20 protein-coding genes, 1 tRNA gene and 1 riboswitch are annotated in these 17,170 nt (G+C 70.2%); of the genes, 4 read left to right on the forward strand and 17 right to left on the reverse strand.

Annotated elements, in window-relative coordinates:
- Nucleotides 1–277: 277 nt before the first annotated feature.
- The 9 genes from ACX938_RS17095 to ACX938_RS17135 all read right to left on the reverse strand — a co-directional run bounded on the left by ACX938_RS17095 (nucleotide 278) and on the right by ACX938_RS17135 (nucleotide 5,128).
- A tRNA-Gln gene (locus ACX938_RS17095) sits at nucleotides 278–352 on the reverse strand.
- Nucleotides 353–365: 13 nt separating this feature from the next.
- A complete protein-coding gene (locus ACX938_RS17100) occupies nucleotides 366–1,406 on the reverse strand; it encodes a GGDEF domain-containing protein (RefSeq protein ID WP_459431943.1) in 1,041 nt (346 codons plus the stop codon).
- On the reverse strand, nucleotides 1,403–1,996 hold the full coding sequence (locus ACX938_RS17105) for a heme NO-binding domain-containing protein (RefSeq protein WP_459431944.1): 594 nt from the start codon (nucleotides 1,994–1,996) through the stop codon (nucleotides 1,403–1,405). Before ACX938_RS17105 ends, ACX938_RS17100 begins: the two co-directional genes overlap by 4 nt.
- 63 nt (nucleotides 1,997–2,059) lie before the next feature.
- Nucleotides 2,060–2,776 carry an HAD family hydrolase gene (locus ACX938_RS17110; protein ID WP_459431945.1) on the reverse strand — a complete coding sequence of 239 codons (717 nt, stop codon included), beginning with the start codon at nucleotides 2,774–2,776 and terminating at the stop codon, nucleotides 2,060–2,062.
- A complete protein-coding gene (locus ACX938_RS17115) occupies nucleotides 2,773–3,057 on the reverse strand; it encodes a DUF3572 domain-containing protein (RefSeq protein ID WP_459431946.1) in 285 nt (94 codons plus the stop codon). Before ACX938_RS17115 ends, ACX938_RS17110 begins: the two co-directional genes overlap by 4 nt.
- Nucleotides 3,058–3,169: 112 nt before the next feature.
- Nucleotides 3,170–3,640 (reverse strand): periplasmic heavy metal sensor, encoded by a 471-nt coding sequence (locus tag ACX938_RS17120; RefSeq protein WP_459431947.1) that lies wholly within the window; start codon nucleotides 3,638–3,640, stop codon nucleotides 3,170–3,172.
- A 3-nt stretch (nucleotides 3,641–3,643) separates the two neighbouring features.
- Nucleotides 3,644–4,039 (reverse strand): hypothetical protein, encoded by a 396-nt coding sequence (locus ACX938_RS17125; RefSeq protein ID WP_459431948.1) that lies wholly within the window; start codon nucleotides 4,037–4,039, stop codon nucleotides 3,644–3,646.
- Nucleotides 4,029–4,589, reverse strand: coding sequence for a sigma-70 family RNA polymerase sigma factor (locus ACX938_RS17130; protein ID WP_459431964.1), 561 nt, complete (start codon nucleotides 4,587–4,589; stop codon nucleotides 4,029–4,031). The genes ACX938_RS17125 and ACX938_RS17130 overlap by 11 nt, the downstream gene beginning before the upstream one ends.
- Nucleotides 4,590–4,666: 77 nt before the next feature.
- Nucleotides 4,667–5,128, reverse strand: a complete 462-nt coding sequence (locus ACX938_RS17135; protein WP_459431949.1) for an EF-hand domain-containing protein — start codon at nucleotides 5,126–5,128, stop codon at nucleotides 4,667–4,669.
- An 805-nt stretch (nucleotides 5,129–5,933) separates the two neighbouring features.
- On the opposite strand from ACX938_RS17135, the gene ACX938_RS17140 reads away from it, so the two are divergent.
- Both ACX938_RS17140 and ACX938_RS17145 read left to right on the forward strand, forming a co-directional pair.
- Nucleotides 5,934–6,335 (forward strand): DUF983 domain-containing protein, encoded by a 402-nt coding sequence (locus ACX938_RS17140; protein WP_232755216.1) that lies wholly within the window; start codon nucleotides 5,934–5,936, stop codon nucleotides 6,333–6,335.
- 44 nt (nucleotides 6,336–6,379) lie between these two features.
- Nucleotides 6,380–7,105 carry an NUDIX hydrolase gene (locus tag ACX938_RS17145; protein WP_459431950.1) on the forward strand — a complete coding sequence of 242 codons (726 nt, stop codon included), beginning with the start codon at nucleotides 6,380–6,382 and terminating at the stop codon, nucleotides 7,103–7,105.
- Nucleotides 7,106–7,621: 516 nt separating this feature from the next.
- On the opposite strand, the gene metK is transcribed toward ACX938_RS17145, so the two are convergent.
- From metK to ACX938_RS17180, 7 genes are all read right to left on the reverse strand, one after another.
- Nucleotides 7,622–8,800, reverse strand: a complete 1,179-nt coding sequence (metK, locus tag ACX938_RS17150; protein WP_459431951.1) for a methionine adenosyltransferase — start codon at nucleotides 8,798–8,800, stop codon at nucleotides 7,622–7,624.
- A gap of 6 nt (nucleotides 8,801–8,806) precedes the next feature.
- Nucleotides 8,807–8,854: riboswitch (SAM-SAH riboswitch) on the reverse strand.
- Nucleotides 8,855–8,869: 15 nt separating this feature from the next.
- Nucleotides 8,870–10,390 carry an apolipoprotein N-acyltransferase gene (gene lnt, locus ACX938_RS17155; RefSeq protein ID WP_459431952.1) on the reverse strand — a complete coding sequence of 507 codons (1,521 nt, stop codon included), beginning with the start codon at nucleotides 10,388–10,390 and terminating at the stop codon, nucleotides 8,870–8,872.
- Entirely contained in the window at nucleotides 10,383–11,315 is a 933-nt protein-coding gene (locus ACX938_RS17160; protein WP_459431953.1) for a transporter associated domain-containing protein, read from the reverse strand. Before ACX938_RS17160 ends, lnt begins: the two co-directional genes overlap by 8 nt.
- A gap of 24 nt (nucleotides 11,316–11,339) precedes the next feature.
- The gene (gene ybeY / locus ACX938_RS17165; protein WP_459431954.1) at nucleotides 11,340–11,855 is read right to left on the reverse strand and encodes an rRNA maturation RNase YbeY; all 516 of its coding nucleotides are present in this window, start codon (nucleotides 11,853–11,855) and stop codon (nucleotides 11,340–11,342) included.
- A 7-nt stretch (nucleotides 11,856–11,862) separates the two neighbouring features.
- Nucleotides 11,863–12,840 carry a PhoH family protein gene (locus ACX938_RS17170; RefSeq protein WP_459431955.1) on the reverse strand — a complete coding sequence of 326 codons (978 nt, stop codon included), beginning with the start codon at nucleotides 12,838–12,840 and terminating at the stop codon, nucleotides 11,863–11,865.
- A 151-nt stretch (nucleotides 12,841–12,991) separates the two neighbouring features.
- The gene (locus ACX938_RS17175) at nucleotides 12,992–13,315 is read right to left on the reverse strand and encodes a hypothetical protein (RefSeq protein WP_232755209.1); all 324 of its coding nucleotides are present in this window, start codon (nucleotides 13,313–13,315) and stop codon (nucleotides 12,992–12,994) included.
- A gap of 14 nt (nucleotides 13,316–13,329) precedes the next feature.
- Entirely contained in the window at nucleotides 13,330–13,827 is a 498-nt protein-coding gene (locus ACX938_RS17180) for an OmpA family protein (RefSeq protein WP_459431965.1), read from the reverse strand.
- A gap of 473 nt (nucleotides 13,828–14,300) precedes the next feature.
- Between ACX938_RS17180 and ACX938_RS17185 the strand changes: the two genes are divergently transcribed.
- On the forward strand, nucleotides 14,301–14,645 hold the full coding sequence (locus tag ACX938_RS17185; protein WP_232755208.1) for a hypothetical protein: 345 nt from the start codon (nucleotides 14,301–14,303) through the stop codon (nucleotides 14,643–14,645).
- Between the two features lie 86 nt (nucleotides 14,646–14,731).
- On the opposite strand, the gene miaB is transcribed toward ACX938_RS17185, so the two are convergent.
- On the reverse strand, nucleotides 14,732–16,060 hold the full coding sequence (miaB, locus tag ACX938_RS17190) for a tRNA (N6-isopentenyl adenosine(37)-C2)-methylthiotransferase MiaB (protein ID WP_459431956.1): 1,329 nt from the start codon (nucleotides 16,058–16,060) through the stop codon (nucleotides 14,732–14,734).
- A 108-nt stretch (nucleotides 16,061–16,168) separates the two neighbouring features.
- Between miaB and ACX938_RS17195 the strand changes: the two genes are divergently transcribed.
- On the forward strand, nucleotides 16,169–17,038 hold the full coding sequence (locus ACX938_RS17195; RefSeq protein WP_459431957.1) for a hypothetical protein: 870 nt from the start codon (nucleotides 16,169–16,171) through the stop codon (nucleotides 17,036–17,038).
- Nucleotides 17,039–17,170 lie beyond the last annotated feature (132 nt).

Below are 17,170 nucleotides of genomic sequence, written 5' to 3' on the forward strand. Positions count from 1 at the left end.
GCGGTCTTCACGCCCGCTTCCTGCTCCCGCAGGATCGCGATGATCTGCTCTTCGCTGAACTTCGATCTCTTCATCTTCCGGTCCTCTTATTGGGCCGGACTCTATCATCAGATGGAGGGAAAATCGGGGGTCACAGCAGTGTCACTCGATGACGGAGGATGTGTCACACCCTGTGTCAGGGTTTGTGTCATACCCTGCGCGAAGCGGGCATCTCCGGTTATGGAAACCGGGTTTTGGGACCCATTTTCTTGGGTTTTTTCGGCTTTGCGGGGAAACATGGCTGGGGTGGTAGGATTCGAACCTACGGTACACGGTACCAAAAACCGCTGCCTTACCGCTTGGCTACACCCCAACTGCGCGGCTATCTACGGCTTCCGGCCGGGGGGATCAAGGCCCTCGGGGAGAAATTTCCGACCGGATTTGCCGCTTTCTGCGCCGCTGGCGCCGGTCGGGGCGGGGGCGCTGGCGGCGCGGCCGCGGCCGGAGCGTTTGGCGGCGTAGAGCGCGGCGTCGGCCCGGGCGAGAAGCGCGCCGGGGTCGCTGCCGGGTCCGCCGGGCCAGACCGCGATGCCGGCGCTGGCCGAGATCGCGAAGCGCGCCGCGCCATGGGCGTGGGGCCGTTCGATCCGGGCGATCAGCCGGGCGCAGAGGCCTTCGAGCCGCGCCAGGTCCGAGAGGCCCGGAAAGATCATCAGGAACTCGTCGCCGCCGTTGCGCGCGGCCAGGTCCTCGGGGCGGATCGCGCCCTTCAGCGCCAGCGCCACGTCCTTCAGCACCATGTCCCCGGCGTGATGGCCGAAGCGGTCGTTGACCTGCTTGAAGCGGTCGAGGTCGAGATGCACCAGCCCGAAGGCAGCGTCGCCCTCGCCCAGCGCGGCCAGCGCGAGGTCGGCGGCGCGGCGGTTGGCGAGGCCGGTCAGCATGTCGGTCGCGGCCTCGGCCTCGGCGGTCTGGCGGGCGGCATGCAGGCGGTTGTTGAGCCGCCGCGAAGCGGTCATCGCGGCGCGCTGCGCCTCGATCAGGAAGAGGATCTCCATGGTCAGATCGGTCGGGGAGAAATCGCTGCCGGTGAGGCCATGGCGGCGCACCGCCTCGGCGACGCCGATGCCGAAGCCCAGATCCAGAACCACCCCGCCCGCCCCGTCGGGCACCGCGAGGCCGACCAGCCCGGTCTCGGGCGCGGCGCGGGCGGTGATGTGCAGCCGCCGCCCGGCCGAGGCGCAGAGGCCCGTGGCGTCCTGCACATCGCGCGGGCGGACCACCTCGAGCACCTCGAAGAAGGGGCGCCCCGCGACCCGACCCAGCACCTTTTCCAGCGTCGGGCCCAGCGCGGCGATGCGCCCCGCGGCGTCAACCGAGACGAACATCGGGCGCAGGGCCGACAGGAGATCCTCCCCGGGGCTCATCGCCGCGCGCCCTCCGCCGCGAGGCTGAAGGCGCGGCCCTCGGAGAAGGCCTCCGAGGCGACGCGGACCGAGATCACGTCGGTCCCGCCCTCCCCGCGCGCGAGGTCGAGATAGGCCAGCGCGCCGTAGTCGTCGGCCATGGCGCGCAAGAGGCCCAAGAGGACGTGGCTCGCCCCCGGCAGGTCGTTGCGGCAGGCGATCAGCGCCCCCTCGGGCGAGAGCGCGCGCAGCTCTATGCGCGGCAGATCGAGGTCGGGCACGGCCAGGCGCACCCGGTCGGGCAGCTCGTCCAGCGCATGCAGGAAGTCGCGGAAATCCCGTCCCGAAAAGCGCAGAAGCCGCCGCAGCCCCGCGCGCCGGGCATGGGAGACGAGGTAATGTCCCACGTCTTCCAGCACGGTATCGGCGGGCCGCGCCAGTTCCGCCGCGATCCCCGCGACCAGCCGCGCGGTCACCGCGTCGTCATAGACCAGCATGGCCTCGAACTCGGCGCCCGAGAGGTCCGCACGCCGCAACACGGCGCCCCAGGTCTTGGCGCCATAGGTATCCGCGACGAAGCATTGCAGCGTGGCATTGACGAGGCCGTGCATGCGCCCCCCGGGTCCGATCCTTCGCCTCCTTGCTACGCCCCCGGGGTTAACAAATCGCCAAGATCAGCCCCGCGCGGCGTCGAGCCACTGGGGCAACGCGCCGATGTGGGGCAGCACGACCTCGGCCAGGGGCGCCAGCGTCTCGGCCCCGGCGATGCCGGTCAGCACCGCGACCGGGCGCATGCCCGCGGCCCGCGCGGCCAGGAGGTCATGGGTGGAATCGCCCACCATGGCGATGCGGTGGGGCGGCAGGTCCAGCGCCTCGGCAAAGGCAAGCAGCGGGCCGGGCGCGGGTTTCGCGCCGAAGCCCGAATCGGCGCCGAGGATGCGCTCGAAATGCTGCGTCACCGCCAGCGCGCCGAGATGCGCGCGGGCCACCGCCGCACTGTCATTGGTCATCACGCCCAGCGCCAGCCCACGCGCCACGAGCTCAGAGAGCAGCGACTCCAGCGGCAGGGGCGGCACCGGCGTGATGCGGGCAGCAAGGGTGTCGAGACGGGTGATGATCTCCTCGGGGCTCAGCCCGGGCAATACCGCGGCAAGCCGGGCCGCGACCTCGGCGGCGGTGCCCGCGATCACCGGGCTGTCCGGTGCAAAGCCCCGCGCGGGATCGAAGCCCATGGCCGCGCCCAGCGCCGAAGCAAGCGCCGGGTCGCCACCCGAGAGATCGGCCAGCACGTCCCGGCCCCAGCCCTCCCAGGTGCGGCGGAAATCGAGCAGCGTGCCGTCCTTGTCGAAGAGCAGCGCGGCGATCTCCTGCGCGCCCGCGCGCGGGCTCATGTCCAGTGCACCGCCTCGCCGCCGGGCAGGGCCGCGCGGGCCTCCATCGGCGCGCTGTAATCGAGGCCCGTCTCCTCGCAGAAGGCGCTGATCCAGGCGTCGTCCATCAGGATGAAATCGAGGACCGAGCCCTGGAAGTCGGGGTCGGCGTGATGCTCGCGGAACTGCCGCTCGTCGGCGCCGGTGGCGCCCAGGAAGACCGGCAGGAGGTCGTCGTTCCCGGCCAGCCAGCCGACCGCGCGCAGGCCGACAAGCTCGGCGTTGTCACGGTTGTAGGACATGGCGGGCGCTCCGGGTCTTGGACAAACTCGCCTTGTTTAAGCCCGAGGGCGGGCCCTGCTGCAACCCTTTTAGCGGGGCCCGAGGGCGCGCGAGGCATGAGGCCGCGCGCCGTCAGCGCTTGCGCCTCGGGCCCTGGGCGAAGCTCTCCTCGAGCCGGTCGGCATAGGCGGCGCGGCCCTCGGGGCCCATCTCGTCGAGCCTCGCGATCAGCGCCGCCTGCCCGGCGTCGCGCAGCGCATCGCCCTGGCGGTTCTGCCGCTCGATCAGCGCCGCGAAGCCCGCCGCGTCGAAGGGATCTGCGCGCAGCATCTCCAGCGCGCGGGCGCCCTCGCGGCCCGGCTGGGCGAGCCCGCGCCGCGCGTCGCGCAGGCTGCGGAAGACGGCGCGGCGGTCCTCGGCGGGCAGCGCACGCATGTAGACCACGCCCGGCGGGGCCTCGGCGCGATGCGGCGGCCCGCGGTTGATCACCGTGCCCGCGACCAGGCCAAGGACCGCGAGGTTCAGCGCCAGCGAGGCAAACAGCACCAGCTTCAGCCAGCGCGGGGTGCGGGGGGCCGGGGGCGTGCCTTGCGTCTCGGCCATGGCTCAGCCCTCCCCGTCCAGCGTGTCGAGCGCCTCGAGCCCCTGCGCCGGGGCGAGGTAGAAGGCCAGCTCGCTGTCGCCGCTCCAGAGCGCCTCGACCGAGGGGGCAAGCAGATCGGGCGGCGCCAATCCGATCCAGAAGCCCGCGACCGCGGTGGTGGCGAGCCCCGCCAGCGCCGGCCAGCCGCCGAGCGCCGCGATCAACCCTGCCAGCCCGGCGCGGGCGGGACGCCGCGCCCGGCCATGGGCGCGGGCCTGACCTTGCGCCTCGGCCGTGAGCCGGGCCAGCAACTCGGGCGAGAGGGCGGGCGGATGGGCGCGTCCGGCGGTGAAGTAGCGCTCCAGCGCCGCTTCCGCCTCGGGCCCGATGTCCTCGGGGTCGCGATGCTCAGTCGTCATAACCCAACTCCTTCCGCAGGCCGGCGAGGCGCGCGGTCAGCGCCCGCTTGCCGCGGGCTATCAGACTCTCGGCCGCGCGCGGGCCGATGTCCATGATCTCGGCCACCCGTTCGGTGGGCAGCCCCTCGAGATGTTTCAGCACCACCGCCTGGCGCTGCCGCTCGGGCAGCGCGGCAAGCGCCTGGTCGAGCGCCCGGGCGCGGGCCGCCTCGGTCAGCCGCTCGGTGACCGGCGGGGTCGCGTCCTGCGGCTCGGGCGCCTCGTCCAGCGCGGCGGGCCTGCGGCGGCGCAGCCGGTCGATGCAGAGGTTCGCGGTCACCCGGTAGAGCCAGGTCGCGGCCTGCGCCCGCCCCGGTTGCCAGTCGGGCGCGATGCGCCAGAGCTTCAGGAGCGCCTCCTGGGTGACATCCTCGGCCTCGGCGGCATCGCCCAGGAGCCGCGCCGCATGGGCATAGACCCGCGGCGCCAGCCGCAGGGTCAGCGCCTGGGCGGCTCGCGTGTCGCCCGCCGAGACCCGCGCGATGAGCGCGTCGTCGCTGTCCTCGCCCATGTTGTCCAGTGCCACCGCGATCCTGCCTCTCCGGGTTAAGGCGCCCCTGCCCTTCGGGCAAGGGCGCTTGGCCGGGCTCAGTTGCGGCGGTGCCCGTCGCGGGGCCCGTGACGGCCCATGTGCGTTTTCGCCTCGGCGAACTCCTCGGGGCTGAGCGCGCCGTCCCCGTCGGTGTCGAGGCGCTCGAAGAGCCGGGCGGGGTCGCGGCGGTCGGTCAGCTCCGCGAAGGAGAGCGCGCCGTCGCCATTGCTGTCGAGCCGCTCGATCATCCGGCTCTCGCGGGCGGCGCGGCGCGCCTCGCGGGCGGCCTGCATTTCCTCCGCGGTGAGAAGGCCATCGCCATCGGTGTCGGCCTCGGCAAAGCGCGCCTCGGCCCGGGCGGAGAGCTCGGCCTGGCTGAGGCTGCCGTTGCCATCCGTGTCGAGCGTCTCGAAAGCCGCACCGCGCGGGCCCTCATCGGCCTGGGTGACGGCGGGGGCGAGGGCGCCAAGCGCGATAAGCGCGGCGAGCACGGCGGGCGGGGCGGAAATCCTGGTCATGGCGTGGGTCCTTGTGTTGCCTGCGCGCCGGCTCGATTTCGAGCGGCGCATGGGGGTTACACGGCGGGGCGGCGGATTTCCGTCGCGGTTTTTTTTGGGGGGGCGGAAGTGGCGGAAGTGGTGTTGGCTTCGGAGGCAAAGTCCGCGGGCGCCAGTGCCCGTGGGCGGCAGTGCCCGGGGCGAAGAGGTGCGGCCGGAGCAATGGCCGCGCTCAATTTGGGCTCCACGAGCGACCGCCGCCCCAGGACCAGCCTCAAGCCAAACCCCAGCGAGCCCCAACCTGCCCGCACAACACGCCCGCTCTGCCCGCAAACGCCGCTGCACCTGCCCCTCGGACAGAAGAGCGTCGTTCCAAAAAAGCACCCCCTTGCGCCCGAATAGCATCGAAGATGCCGGGCGCGCGCCGGACCGGCCCCTTGGGCCGGCGCTCTTGTGGGCGATGCGCGTCTTTCACCCCCAACCCTGACCTTGCTGGGATAAAGCGCTTAGCTCGGAGTGCAGCAGCGCCGGCCCCCGGTCCGGCGCGCGCCCTCTGGTGGCGCTGGTGGCGCGGGGCGAGGGGGAAGGGAGATGGGAGAGGGGACAGGGTAGATTGGAGATGGGAGAGGGGACAGGGTAGATGGTAGACGGGATAGCGGAGAGCGGAGAGCGGTGAGCGGATCCGCCCCACGGCTGGCGCGTTTCCACACACCCCCCTCCCCCTGCCCTCACACCTGCGCGACATGCCGCCGCAAGGACGGCATGGCACCTTTCGGCGCGGGCGCGGAAGGTCCATGGTCCCCGCGACCTCATTCGGGAGACCGGAATGTCCGCCGCGCCGCAAGACACCAGCGCCGACCCCGCCGAGCGCGAAACCATGCCCGCCCTGATCAAGGGCTGGCGCCGCCGCTGCCCGAACTGCGGCACCGGCCCCCTGCTCTCGGGCTATCTCAAGGTCCGCTCGAGCTGCCCGGTCTGCCGCGAGCCGCTGCACCACCACCGCGCCGACGACGGGCCGGCCTATCTGACCATCCTGATCGTCGGCCACCTGATGGCGCCGCTCCTGCTCATCGTCTTCGAGACCTGGCGGCCCGAGCCCCTGACGCTCTTCACCATCTTCGCGGTTGGCTGCATCGGGCTTTCCCTCTACCTTCTGCCCAGGTTGAAAGGCGCCATCGTCGCGTTCCAATGGGCGCGCGGCATGCATGGGTTCGGCGGCAGTCAGTGACGGCTCCGCGCCCGGCTAGAGACGCGCCGGAAGGAGCAGGACATATGACAGGCGGCACGGTCGAGGCCCCCGGGGCCAAAAGCGCCATTCGCGACGCGGCGACGGTGATCGTCCTGCGCGACCGGGCCACGCGGCCGCGGGTGCTCATGGGGCAGCGCGGCGCGAAGGCGGCCTTCATGCCCTCGAAGTTCGTCTTCCCCGGCGGGGCGCGCGATCCCGACGACGGGGCGGTGCCGCTCTCCGCGGCGCTCGACCCGCTCTGCGCGGCGCGGCTGCGCGAGGACACCGAGGCCCCCGGCGTCGCCGAGGCCCTGCCGCTCACCGCCATCCGCGAGCTTTTCGAGGAGACCGGCCAGGTCCTGGGCCGCCCCGGCGCCTGGGACGACGCGCCCGAGGACTGGCGCGACTTCGCCGCCACCGGCCACCGGCCCGCCGCCGACGGCATGCAGTTCGTCTTCCGCGCGATCACCCCGCCGGGCCGCCCGCGCCGCTTCGACGCGCGGTTCTTCCTGGTCGATGCCGAGGCGCTGGCCTCGGACCCCGACGATTTCTCCGCCGCCTCCGACGAGCTGTCCCACCTGAGCTGGGTGGCGCTCGACGAGGTGCGGGCGCTGGACATGCCCTTCATCACCGAGGTGGTGCTCGCCGAGGTCGCCGCCCGCGCGGAGGACCCCGCGCCGCCCGCCTCGGTGCCCTTCTTCCGCAACAACGACGAAGAGAGCCTCTTCCTGATGCTCAAGGGCCGGGGGCCGCTGGCCCGCGGGGCCTGAGGGGCACCGTCTCACCCGAGGCCCGCGTGGTGGACCGGCGCTGCGATCTTAATGGCCGCGGACCGCTGGCACGCGGAGCCTGAGGGCGCACCGTCTCACCCGAGGCCCGCGCGGCGGACCGGCGGGCTGGCGCTGCACGGGTTGAGTGGCGCGATTTATCTCTCAGCTCCGCCGTATTGCCCGAGCTGCGCCTGACGGCGCAGGAGCGCCAGACCGGTCGGGCCGGTCCGGCGCGCGGGCCGGCACCTGCGGTGCTGTTCGGCCCGCTTTTGGTGACGACTTTCTACTGAACTTGGGGGCACAATCTTTTGCAGGGTGGGTGCGGGTCGGGCTGCGAGTGGCAGCGCGAGCCTCCGGTGCCGACCGGCACGGCCACGCGCGCAGCAGTTTCTCCAAGAAGCTGCGCCCCTCGCCCAACCCCAAAGAAAAGGCCCGACGCGTGCGCCGGGCCCCAAGGGCCGAGTCTTCCCCGGCCACCACGTGCTGTCCCCAGTCCCCGGCGCACCGGGGTCCGGATCAGACCTCTTTCTTCAGCGCCTCGGCCAGGTCGGTGCGCTCCCAGGAGAAGCCGCCGTCGGCCTCGGGCGTGCGCCCGAAATGCCCGTAGGCCGCCGTCCGCTGGTAGATCGGCTTGTTGAGATCGAGATGCGTGCGGATCCCGCGCGGGGTCAGGTCCATGACCTTGGGGATCGCGCGTTCGATCGCGGCGGGGTCGACCGCGCCGGTGCCGAAGGTGTCGCAGTAGATCGACAGGGGCTTCGCCACACCGATCGCGTAGGAGAGCTGGATCGTGCAGCGCTCGGCCAGGCCCGCGGCCACGACGTTCTTCGCCAGGTAGCGCGCCGCATAGGCCGCCGAGCGGTCCACCTTGGTCGGGTCCTTGCCCGAAAACGCCCCGCCGCCATGGGGTGCCGCGCCGCCATAGGTATCGACGATGATCTTCCGGCCCGTCAGGCCCGCATCCCCGTCCGGCCCGCCGATCACGAAGGTGCCGGTGGGGTTCACCCACCATTCGGTTTCGGGGGTGATCCAGCCTTCGGGCAGGGCCTCGCGGATATAGGGCTCCACGATGGCGCGGATGTCCTCGGAGGTCTGGCTCTCGTCGGCGTGCTGGGTGGAAAGCACGATCTGCTCCACGCCCACCGGCTTGCCGTCGCGGTAGCGCACCGAGAGCTGCGACTTGGCGTCGGGGCGCAGCAAGGGCTCGCGCCCGGATTTCCGCGCCTCGGCCAGGGTGCGCAGGATGTCATGGGCGAACTGGATCGGCGCGGGCATGAGCGCGTCGGTCTCGTTCGTGGCATAGCCGAACATGATGCCCTGGTCGCCCGCGCCCTCGTCGCCGCGCTGGCCGGTCACGCCCTGGGCGATATGCGCCGATTGCTCGTGCAGGAGGTTGGTGATCTCGCAGGTGGCGTGGTGGAACTTGTCCTGCTCGTAGCCGATGTCCTTGATGCAGGCGCGCGCGATCTCGGGGATGCGCTCCATGTATTCCGCAAGCTTGGCCTGATCGGTCAGGCCGATCTCGCCGCCGATCACCACGCGGTCGGTGGTGGCGAAGGTTTCGCAGGCGACACGCGCGAGGCTGTCCTCGGCCAGTAGCGCGTCGAGCACCGCGTCGGAAATGCGGTCGCACACCTTGTCGGGGTGCCCCTCCGAAACCGATTCGGAGGTGAAGATATAGTCGTTGCGGGACATGAGAAGTGCTCCATTAGGGTCTGCTGCCACGCCAGGAAGCCGTTGTGACAGGATCTATGACCTGAACTGCTAGAGCCCCGCCGCGCCGGGGTCAATGCGATTGCGCCGGGCCCGGAGGAGGCCGAGCCCCGCGACACCCAGAAGCAACAGCAGCGCCGGCAGGTCGCCCGTGCGGGCATAGGGCGTCGGCGGCAACGGCGCGGGGATCGCCGCGTCGATGTAGCCGGTCTCTCCGAGGCCCAGCGCGGCTCTCGTCCGGCCATGGGCGTCGATCACCGCCGAGACCCCGGTGTTGGCCGCACGCAGGACCGGCAGCCCCTGTTCGATGGCCCGCATCCGCGCCTGCATGAGGTGCTGGTAGGGCCCCGACCAGGTGCCGAACCAGGCGTCGTTGGTCAGCTGCAGGATCATCGCGGCCCGCCCGGGCGCGCCGCCCACGTCCTGGGGAAAGACCGCCTCGTAGCAGATGAGCGGCAGCGCCGTGCCCAGGTCTCCGAGGTCCAGGAGCGCCGGACCCGGCCCGGCGGAATAGCCGTATTCCGCCCGCTGGGCGAGGCCCGAGACATTGATGTGCCGGAAGAACCAGGCGGCGGGCATGTATTCCCCGAAGGGCACCAGGTGATGCTTGTCGTAGGTCTGGGCGATCTCGCCCTCGGCGGTCATCAGCGCGGCGGAATTGTAGTAGCGCCCGCCCTCCTGGCGCTGGATGCCGAAGACCAAGGGCACCGGGCCGGCGGCTTCGGAGGCCACCGCCAGCGCCTCGCCCGCCTGGTTGAGCAGCATGGGCAGCGCGGTCTCGGGCCAGAGGATCAGCTCGGGACGCGGCCCCGCGGCGCTGGCCTCGATCAGCCGGGCGAAGAAACGCCGGGCGTTCTCGCGCTGCCATTTCTCGTCCTGGGGCGCGTTGGGCTGGACGATGCGGACCACGGGGCGGCCGTCGTCGGAGGCGGGCGCGGGCAGCCGCAGCGCTCCACCACCAAGGAGCAGCGCGCCCAGGGCCAGCGCCCCCAGGAGCGGCACGGCCCGGCGGGTGGCCAGCCCTGCCGCCGCCAGCGCTGCTAAGGCCAGGGTCGCCAGCGTCAGCCCGTGCGGGCCGATGAAGGCCAGCCATTGCGCGGCGGGCGTCGGCGCCCAGAGATAGGCCAGGAGCCCCCAGGGAAAGCCTGTCAGCACATAGGCCCGCGCCAGCTCCGACAGGGCCCAGAGCGGCACGATGAGCCAGGGCACCCCGAGCCGCGCCGCGGCCCAGGCGGGCCAGGCCCAGAAGAGCGCCAGCCCCGCCGCCGCCAGCACCAGCGCGAAAGGCGCCATCCAGCCGGTCACCGCCGCCTCGATCAGAAAGGGCTCGACCAGCCAGGACATCGAGAGGCCAAAATAGCCGACCCCGAAGGCCCAGGCGGTCCGACCCGCCGCGCGCGGACTGACCTGCCGCCGCAAGACGACCAGGAGCCCCACCAGGGCCGGAAGCGCAAGATACCAGAGGTTCAGGGGCGCCTGCCCCGCGGCGAAGACCAGGCCGAAGCCCAGGCCCCAAAGCGCCGGGCGGTCCCGGCCGAGACGGGTCAGCGCCGCCAGGCCGGTCTCAGCCATCCTGGCGCGCCTGGGCCTCCACCACCCGGGCGCCTGCCGTCGCCGTGGCCGCGCCCAGCGCGCCCGGCAGGCGCACGCGCAGCCGCTTGATCCGGCGCGGGTCGGCGTCGACCACTTCGAACTCGAGGCCGGCGGGATGCGGCACCACTTCGCCGCGCGCGGGCACATGGCCCGCCAGCACGAAGACCAGACCGCCCAGGGTCTCGATCTCCTCACCGTCGATCTCTTCCTCTTCGGTCAGGCCGATGCCGATTTCCTGCTCGAACTCCTCGAGGTTGGTCTTCGCGAGCGCCAGATAGCAGCCGGTCTTTTCCAGCCGCCAGTTCTTGCCCTCTTCGGTGTCGTGTTCGTCCTCGATCTCGCCGATGACCTGTTCGATCAGGTCCTCGATGGTCACCAGCCCGTCGACCCCGCCGTATTCGTCGATCACCAGCGCCATGTGGCGCCGCTCGGTCTGCATCTTGGTCAGCAGGACCCCGATCGGCATGGAGGGCGGCACGAAGAGAAGCGGATGCAGGATCTTCTTGAGATTGAACCGCGCGCCCGCGCCGTTGAAGCCGTGCATCAGCGCGAAATCCTTCAGGTGCGCCATGCCCACCGGCGTGTCGAGCGTGCCCGAATAGACCGGCAGCCGGGTCAGCCCGCTTTCGCGGAAGACCTTGACCAGGTCGTCCTTGGTGATCGTGTCCGGCACGGCGACGATGTCGGCCTTGGGGATCGACACGTCGTCGACCCGCATCCGGCGCAGGTTCGCCAGCCCATGCCTGCGGTGGCGCACCTCGCCCGTGCCCGGGGGTGCGTCCTCCTGCGGCTCGGCGCTGCCGCCGAAGCCGTCGAAGAGCCGGCGGAAGAACCCCGGCCTGTCGGTGTCGTTGTCTTCGTGCGCGCCCGGCGCCGCGCTAGACGATGCGTCGCTGTCGCCCATTCCTGTTCCTGTTCTGATCGGACCTCATGGGGCCCCGTCCCGAGTATATGGGTCCGGGACCCCCAATGTGCCAAGTATTTGTGCCTCGCGCCGTTCCATCAATGTGGCGTCCTCGTCACGGATGTGATCGTGGCCCAGAAGATGCAGCACGCCATGCACGATAAGATGAAGGACGTGATCCTCGGCGGGAAGCCGCTCTTCGGCGGCCTCGCGCAGGCAGGTCTCGCGCGCGATGGCGATGTCGCCGAGAAACCAGGGCTCCTCGGCGGTGCCCGGCAGCGGCAGATGCGGCTCGGCGCCCGGAGCCTCGGGGGCGAGATCCTCCTCGGGCCAGGACAGCACGTTGGTCGGCGCCGCCTTGCCGCGGAAATCGGCGTTCAGCGCGGCGATCCGCCCGTCGGTGCAGCCCAGGACCGCGATCTCGAAGAGCGCCGGGTCGAGCCCCAGGTGCCGCAGCGCCGCCTCGGCCCCGCGTTCGGCCAGCGCCGGAAGGTCCAGCGCCAGCCATTTCTCGTCTTCGAGGATGGTCTCGGTCAGCACGGATCTCTCACCCGGCCTCGGCGTCCTTGTCGTAGGCGTCGATGATCGCGGCCACCAGCGGATGGCGCACCACGTCCTTGCCGGTGAAATAGTTGAACGAGATGTTCGGGATTCCGGTCAGCAGCCGCTCGGCGTCCTTGAGGCCCGATTGCACCCCGCGCGGCAGGTCGACCTGGCTGCGGTCGCCGGTGATCACCATGCGCGAACCCTCGCCCAGGCGGGTGAGGAACATCTTCATCTGCATCGAGGTGGCGTTCTGCGCCTCGTCGAGCACCACGAAGGCATTGGAGAGCGTGCGCCCGCGCATGAAGGCCAATGGCGCGATCTCGACGGTCTTTTCCTCCATCATGCGCGCCAGCATCTTGCCGGGCAGGAAGTCGTTCAGCGCGTCGTAGAGCGGCTGCATGTAGGGATCGACCTTCTCCTTCATGTCGCCGGGCAGGAAGCCCAGACGCTCGCCCGCCTCGACGGCGGGACGCGAGAGAATGATCTTGTCCACCAGCCCGTTGATGAACATGTTCACGCCCACCGCGACGGCGAGATAGGTCTTGCCGGTGCCCGCGGGGCCGATGCCGAAGGCCAGCTCGTGCTCGTAGAGACCGCGGACGTAGGCCTTCTGCGCCTCGGTCCGGGGTTCGACCAGCTTCTTGCGCGTCTTGATCTCGATGGTGCCGCCACCGAACATCTCGAGCTGGTCCTCGCCCGGCTCCTCGGGGCTGCTGGTGCGGAACTCGCGGTCGATGTCGCCGCGGCCCACCTCCTTGCCCTGTTCGAGGCGGTTGTAGAGGCTGGTCAGCACCTCCACGGCCTCTTTCTGCGCCTCCGCTTCGCCGTGGATCGCAAGCTGGTTGCCGCGGCGCAGGATCTGCACGCCCAGGCGGCCCTCTATGTCGGTGAGATTGCGGTCGAACTCGCCACAGAGCTCGATCAGCAAGCGGTTGTCGGGAAATTCGATTGAGGCGTCGGTCAGGGTGCCTGTCGTCACGCAATGCTCCGTTGTCGCGAGTCTGGGTTCAGTGTCCCAAGCGGGCCCGGAAAGGGCAAGCCTCTTGACGCTGCGGAGCGGCGCTTCGCAGGTAAAAACGCCGCGCGAAGCAACACTCCGCGCGGCGTGAAAGCCGGTATGAGGCGAGCGCTCAGAGCGGGTCGCCGATGATCGAGGTCGAGCCCTGCTTGAAGTCGCCCGTGGCCACGGTCGGCGGCGCCGAGCCCGAGCAGACCGGACGGCCGTATTTGTCGAGCCGCGCCGAGAGGTAGCCCTCCACGCCGTCGTCGATGATCCAGTGGTCGCAGCCGTTGGGATCGACCCAGATGCCCGCGCGCATGGTCGACAAATCGTCGGAATCGATGCCGCGATCGACCGATTTGTCCGGCCCGTAGGCGCCGAAGCCGTCGACCACCTCGCAGCCCGCGAGCGCCAGCGCACCGAGGCTCAGCAGAGCGAATTTCTTGATATCCATGTCCCTCATTCCCCTCAGCGGATGCAGATCACTTCGACCCGGCGGTTCTTGGCCATGCCCTCCGCCGTGGCGTTGGAGGCCGCCGGCATCCGTTCGCCGTAGCCGCGCACATCGGAGATCCGCGCCCCGACCGAAGAGGCCACCGCCGCGACCGAATTGGCGCGGTTGTAGCTGAGCTTCATGTTGTAGGCATCGCTGGCCCGGCTGTCGGTATGGCCGACGATCACATAGGCGGTGGCGCTGGCCGAGCGGAAGAACTCCGCCAGCCGGGCCTGGCCCGCGGGGCTGATGCGGTAGCTGTCGGTGGCGAAGAACTGGTCGGTGTTCATCACCCCGCAGAGGTTGCCGCGCCGGCAGACCGGGATGCCCTTCCGGTTGACGTGCGGGCTCATGTAGCCCTCGACGCCGTCGTCCATGACCCAGTGCTCGCAGCCGTCGGGATCGACCCAGATGCCGGGAATGTAGCGTTCGCCCCGGATCGTGGTGGTGTTCTGCGAGGAGATCACCGGCACCCGCGCCTCGGCGGTATCGGCCCGGGTGACGCCGGGCAGCAGGGCCGTCGCGGCGACCGCGACGCTCAGCAGGGCGGCCCTGGCACAATTGTAAATGGAATGCGGCACAGCCTTCGTTCCCCTATCCGTTAACCCAATGCCCTTTGGCCCGGCCTCGCAGGTTTGGCAACGAGAGGCCTTTAGCCACTGTGATCAACACATTACCGACAAAAGCCCGGCTGGGAAGGAAAAACTAGATTCGCCGCGCGGGCTGTGGCCTGGCGGCATGGGCGGGCCCGCACGACCGGGACAATCGTGATTAATGGCCGGAATTGTCGTCAAATACCGGACAAAGATTCCCGCTATGCGGGAATCGGGCGTGAAAAGCGGCGCTCATGCGGTTGAAACGTGGTTTTTATTGGGCGCTTGCGGGCTTTCTGGCTACCCTCTCCTCGCGTCGCCCTGCGACCGCGCGGATGTGAGGGGGAAATCACATGAAGACGGCACTTGTTACCCTGGTCCTGGCGGCCGGGCTTGCGCTTCCGGCCTTCGCCGGGGGGCACAAATCGGGCTACCACAAGGACGACCTGCCGCGGTTCAAGGGCGGGACGATCGTGGTCAGCTGCTTCCGCGGCCCCTGGAACGAGGTCATCTGGGACCGCCCGAATTCCAATTTCGTGGATAGCCTCGTGGCCATCGGCTACGACTTCCCGACCGCCCATGCCATCGCCGAGCGCATCTGCCGCGACGACCGGCTGGTGAACAACCCCGAGGGGCTGAAGTCCGAGATGCTGCGGATCTATTACGACGCCCGGTCGCGGAAGCCCCTGCCGCATTGAGCGGGGGCCTCAGCCCAAGGTGATCGCGAGGGCCGCCCGGGCCCGGGCCTCTGCCCGGCCGGGCGCCTTTGCGCGCGGCGCCTGGCTCAGGCCAGCTCGCCGGTCAGCGAGTTCGGCCCGCTCTCGGTGATCCGCACCCGGCGCAGGTCACCCGGGGCCACCTGGCCGTCGATGCCCGCCACATGCACCGCGTGCAGGTATTCCGACTTGCCGACCATCTGGCCCGGCAGCCTTCCCGCCTTCTCGAACAGCACACCGACCTCGCGGCCGACCATGGCGTCCTGCAGCGCGCGCTGCTGCTCGGTCAGAAGCGCCTGCAGCCGCTGCAGCCGGTCGGTCTTCTCGTCCTCGGGCACCTGGGCGCGCTCTGCCGCCGGGGTGCCGGGGCGCGGCGAATACTTGAAGGAGAAGGCCGAGCCGTATTCCACCGCGCGGACCAGATCCATGGTCGCCTGGAAGTCCTCTTCGGTTTCCTCGGGGAAGCCCACGATAAAATCGCCCGAGAGGTGCAGGTCGGGCCGCGCCGCGCGCAGCCGCTCGATCACCTCGAGGTAGCTCTCGGCGGTGTGCTGGCGGTTCATCCGCTTCAGGATCTTGTCCGAGCCCGCCTGCACCGGCAGGTGCAGATAGGGCATCAGCTTGGCGACCTCGCCATGCGCGGCGATCAGGTCGTCGTCCATGTCGTTGGGATGCGAGGTGGTGAAGCGGATCCGCTCCAGCCCGTCGACCCCGTCGAGCGCCCGGATCAGCCGCGCCAGCGACCAGTCGGCGCCATCGGGGCCGACGCCGTGGTAGGCGTTCACGTTCTGGCCCAAAAGGGTGATCTCGCGCACGCCGCGCTCCACCAGGTCGCGGGCCTCGCGCAGGATGCGCTCGACCGGGCGCGAGACCTCGGCGCCGCGGGTATAGGGCACCACGCAGAAGGCGCAGAACTTGTCGCAGCCCTCCTGCACGGTCAGGAAGGCTGCCGGCGCCCGGCGCGCCTTGGGGCGGGCCTTGAGGTGCTCGAACTTGTCTTCCTCGGGGAAATCGGTGTCGAGCGCCTTGGCGCCCTCTCCGGTCTGCTTCAGCAGGGCCGGCAGCCGGTGATAGCTCTGCGGCCCCACGACCATGTCGACCATGGGCTGGCGGCGCATGATCTCGGCGCCCTCGGCCTGGGCGACGCAGCCCGCCACGCCGATCTTGAGGTCCGGCTTCTCGGCCTTGAGCCCCTTGTAGCGGCCCAGCTCGGAATAGACCTTCTCGGCCGCCTTCTCGCGGATGTGGCAGGTGTTCAGCAGGATCATGTCGGCGTCGTCGGGGCTGTCGGTCTCGACGTAGCCCTCGCCCGCCAGCGCCTCGGACATGCGCTCGCTGTCATAGACGTTCATCTGGCAGCCATAGGTCTTCACGAAGAGCTTCTTGGGCTGGGTCATGCGACATTCCTTCGAGGCCGGGATGAGCGCGGCTCATAACGCAGAATCCCTTTGGCTTGCAATGCGGGGCGAATTTCGGGACGCTTCGCGGAAAAGCCGCGGACAGCCATGCAGTTCACATCCCTCAGCGCCTTCCTGCGCGCCCCCGGCGGGGCGCTGTCGCAGGGCCCGCTCGCGATGATCTTCGCCGAGGACGGGGTCGAGCTCGACACCACGATCCGGCACCACATGCATTCGGGCTTTGCCCGGGTGCTGGTTTTCATGCCGCCCGCGCTGAGCCTCGCGCCGGACCTCGTGCCCGAGGTGGTCCGCGTGGATTTCGACACCAAGGCCGAGGGCGCGGTGCAGGCGGCGGTGACCCGCGTGAGCGAGGCCGCGCCGGGGCTCTGGATGTTCTACTGCTACAACGCGGAATATCTCTTCTACCCCTACTGCGAGACCCGCAGCATCGGCGAGATGCTGACCTTCCACACCGAAGAGCGGCGCGACGCGATGCTGACCTATGTGGTCGATCTCTACGCCGCCGATCTGGCCCGTGCGCCCGAGGCGGTGTCGCTCGACGAGGCCTGCCTCGACCGGTCGGGCTATTACGCGCTCGCGCGCAAGGACCCGGCGAACCACAATTACCCCAAAGAGCGGCAGCTCGACTTCTTCGGCGGGCTGCGCTGGCGCTTCGAGGAACACGTCCCCGCCGCGCGCCGCAAGATCGACCGGATCTCGATCTTCCGCGCCAAGAAGGGGCTGGTCCTACGCGAGGACCACACCTTCTCGGACGAGGAATACAACACCTACGCCTGCCCCTGGCACAACAACCTGACCGCCGCGCTGGTGTCCTTCCGCACCGCCAAGGCGCTGAAGAAGAACCCCGGCTCGACCTTCGACATCCACGGCTTCACCTGGCACAACTCCGTGCCCTTCGAGTGGCACTCGCGGCAGCTCTTGGACCTGGGGCTTATGGAGCCGGGGCAGTGGTTTTGAGGGGGGGCTGGTCGTTGGAGGCGGGCGTCTGGGTGGTGATGGGTGTCGCCGTTGGGGCGGATGTCGCCGTGGGGCGGGTGTCGCCGTGGGGCGGGTGTCGTGCGGGTCTGACCGGGAGCGCGTTTCTTTGAG

The organism is Roseivivax sp., assembly GCF_054552075.1.

Excerpts from the sequence above, each read along its gene's own strand:
- ACX938_RS17135 (WP_459431949.1), bottom strand. The coding sequence starts at position 5,128 with ATGACCAGGATTTCCGCCCCGCCCGCCGTGCTCGCCGCGCTTATCGCG.
- ACX938_RS17100 (WP_459431943.1), bottom strand. The coding sequence starts at position 1,406 with ATGAGCCCCGGGGAGGATCTCCTGTCGGCCCTGCGCCCGATGTTCGTC.
- ACX938_RS17140 (WP_232755216.1), top strand. The coding sequence starts at position 5,934 with ATGTCCGCCGCGCCGCAAGACACCAGCGCCGACCCCGCCGAGCGCGAA.
- ACX938_RS17175 (WP_232755209.1), bottom strand. The coding sequence starts at position 13,315 with ATGGATATCAAGAAATTCGCTCTGCTGAGCCTCGGTGCGCTGGCGCTC.
- lnt (WP_459431952.1), bottom strand. The coding sequence starts at position 10,390 with ATGGCTGAGACCGGCCTGGCGGCGCTGACCCGTCTCGGCCGGGACCGC.
- ACX938_RS17195 (WP_459431957.1), top strand. The coding sequence starts at position 16,169 with ATGCAGTTCACATCCCTCAGCGCCTTCCTGCGCGCCCCCGGCGGGGCG.
- ACX938_RS17160 (WP_459431953.1), bottom strand. The coding sequence starts at position 11,315 with ATGGGCGACAGCGACGCATCGTCTAGCGCGGCGCCGGGCGCGCACGAA.
- ACX938_RS17145 (WP_459431950.1), top strand. The coding sequence starts at position 6,380 with ATGACAGGCGGCACGGTCGAGGCCCCCGGGGCCAAAAGCGCCATTCGC.
- metK (WP_459431951.1), bottom strand. The coding sequence starts at position 8,800 with ATGTCCCGCAACGACTATATCTTCACCTCCGAATCGGTTTCGGAGGGG.
- ACX938_RS17185 (WP_232755208.1), top strand. The coding sequence starts at position 14,301 with ATGAAGACGGCACTTGTTACCCTGGTCCTGGCGGCCGGGCTTGCGCTT.
- ACX938_RS17120 (WP_459431947.1), bottom strand. The coding sequence starts at position 3,640 with ATGGCCGAGACGCAAGGCACGCCCCCGGCCCCCCGCACCCCGCGCTGG.
- ACX938_RS17125 (WP_459431948.1), bottom strand. The coding sequence starts at position 4,039 with ATGACGACTGAGCATCGCGACCCCGAGGACATCGGGCCCGAGGCGGAA.
- ACX938_RS17130 (WP_459431964.1), bottom strand. The coding sequence starts at position 4,589 with ATGGGCGAGGACAGCGACGACGCGCTCATCGCGCGGGTCTCGGCGGGC.
- miaB (WP_459431956.1), bottom strand. The coding sequence starts at position 16,060 with ATGACCCAGCCCAAGAAGCTCTTCGTGAAGACCTATGGCTGCCAGATG.
- ACX938_RS17115 (WP_459431946.1), bottom strand. The coding sequence starts at position 3,057 with ATGTCCTACAACCGTGACAACGCCGAGCTTGTCGGCCTGCGCGCGGTC.
- ACX938_RS17110 (WP_459431945.1), bottom strand. The coding sequence starts at position 2,776 with ATGAGCCCGCGCGCGGGCGCGCAGGAGATCGCCGCGCTGCTCTTCGAC.
- ACX938_RS17105 (WP_459431944.1), bottom strand. The coding sequence starts at position 1,996 with ATGCACGGCCTCGTCAATGCCACGCTGCAATGCTTCGTCGCGGATACC.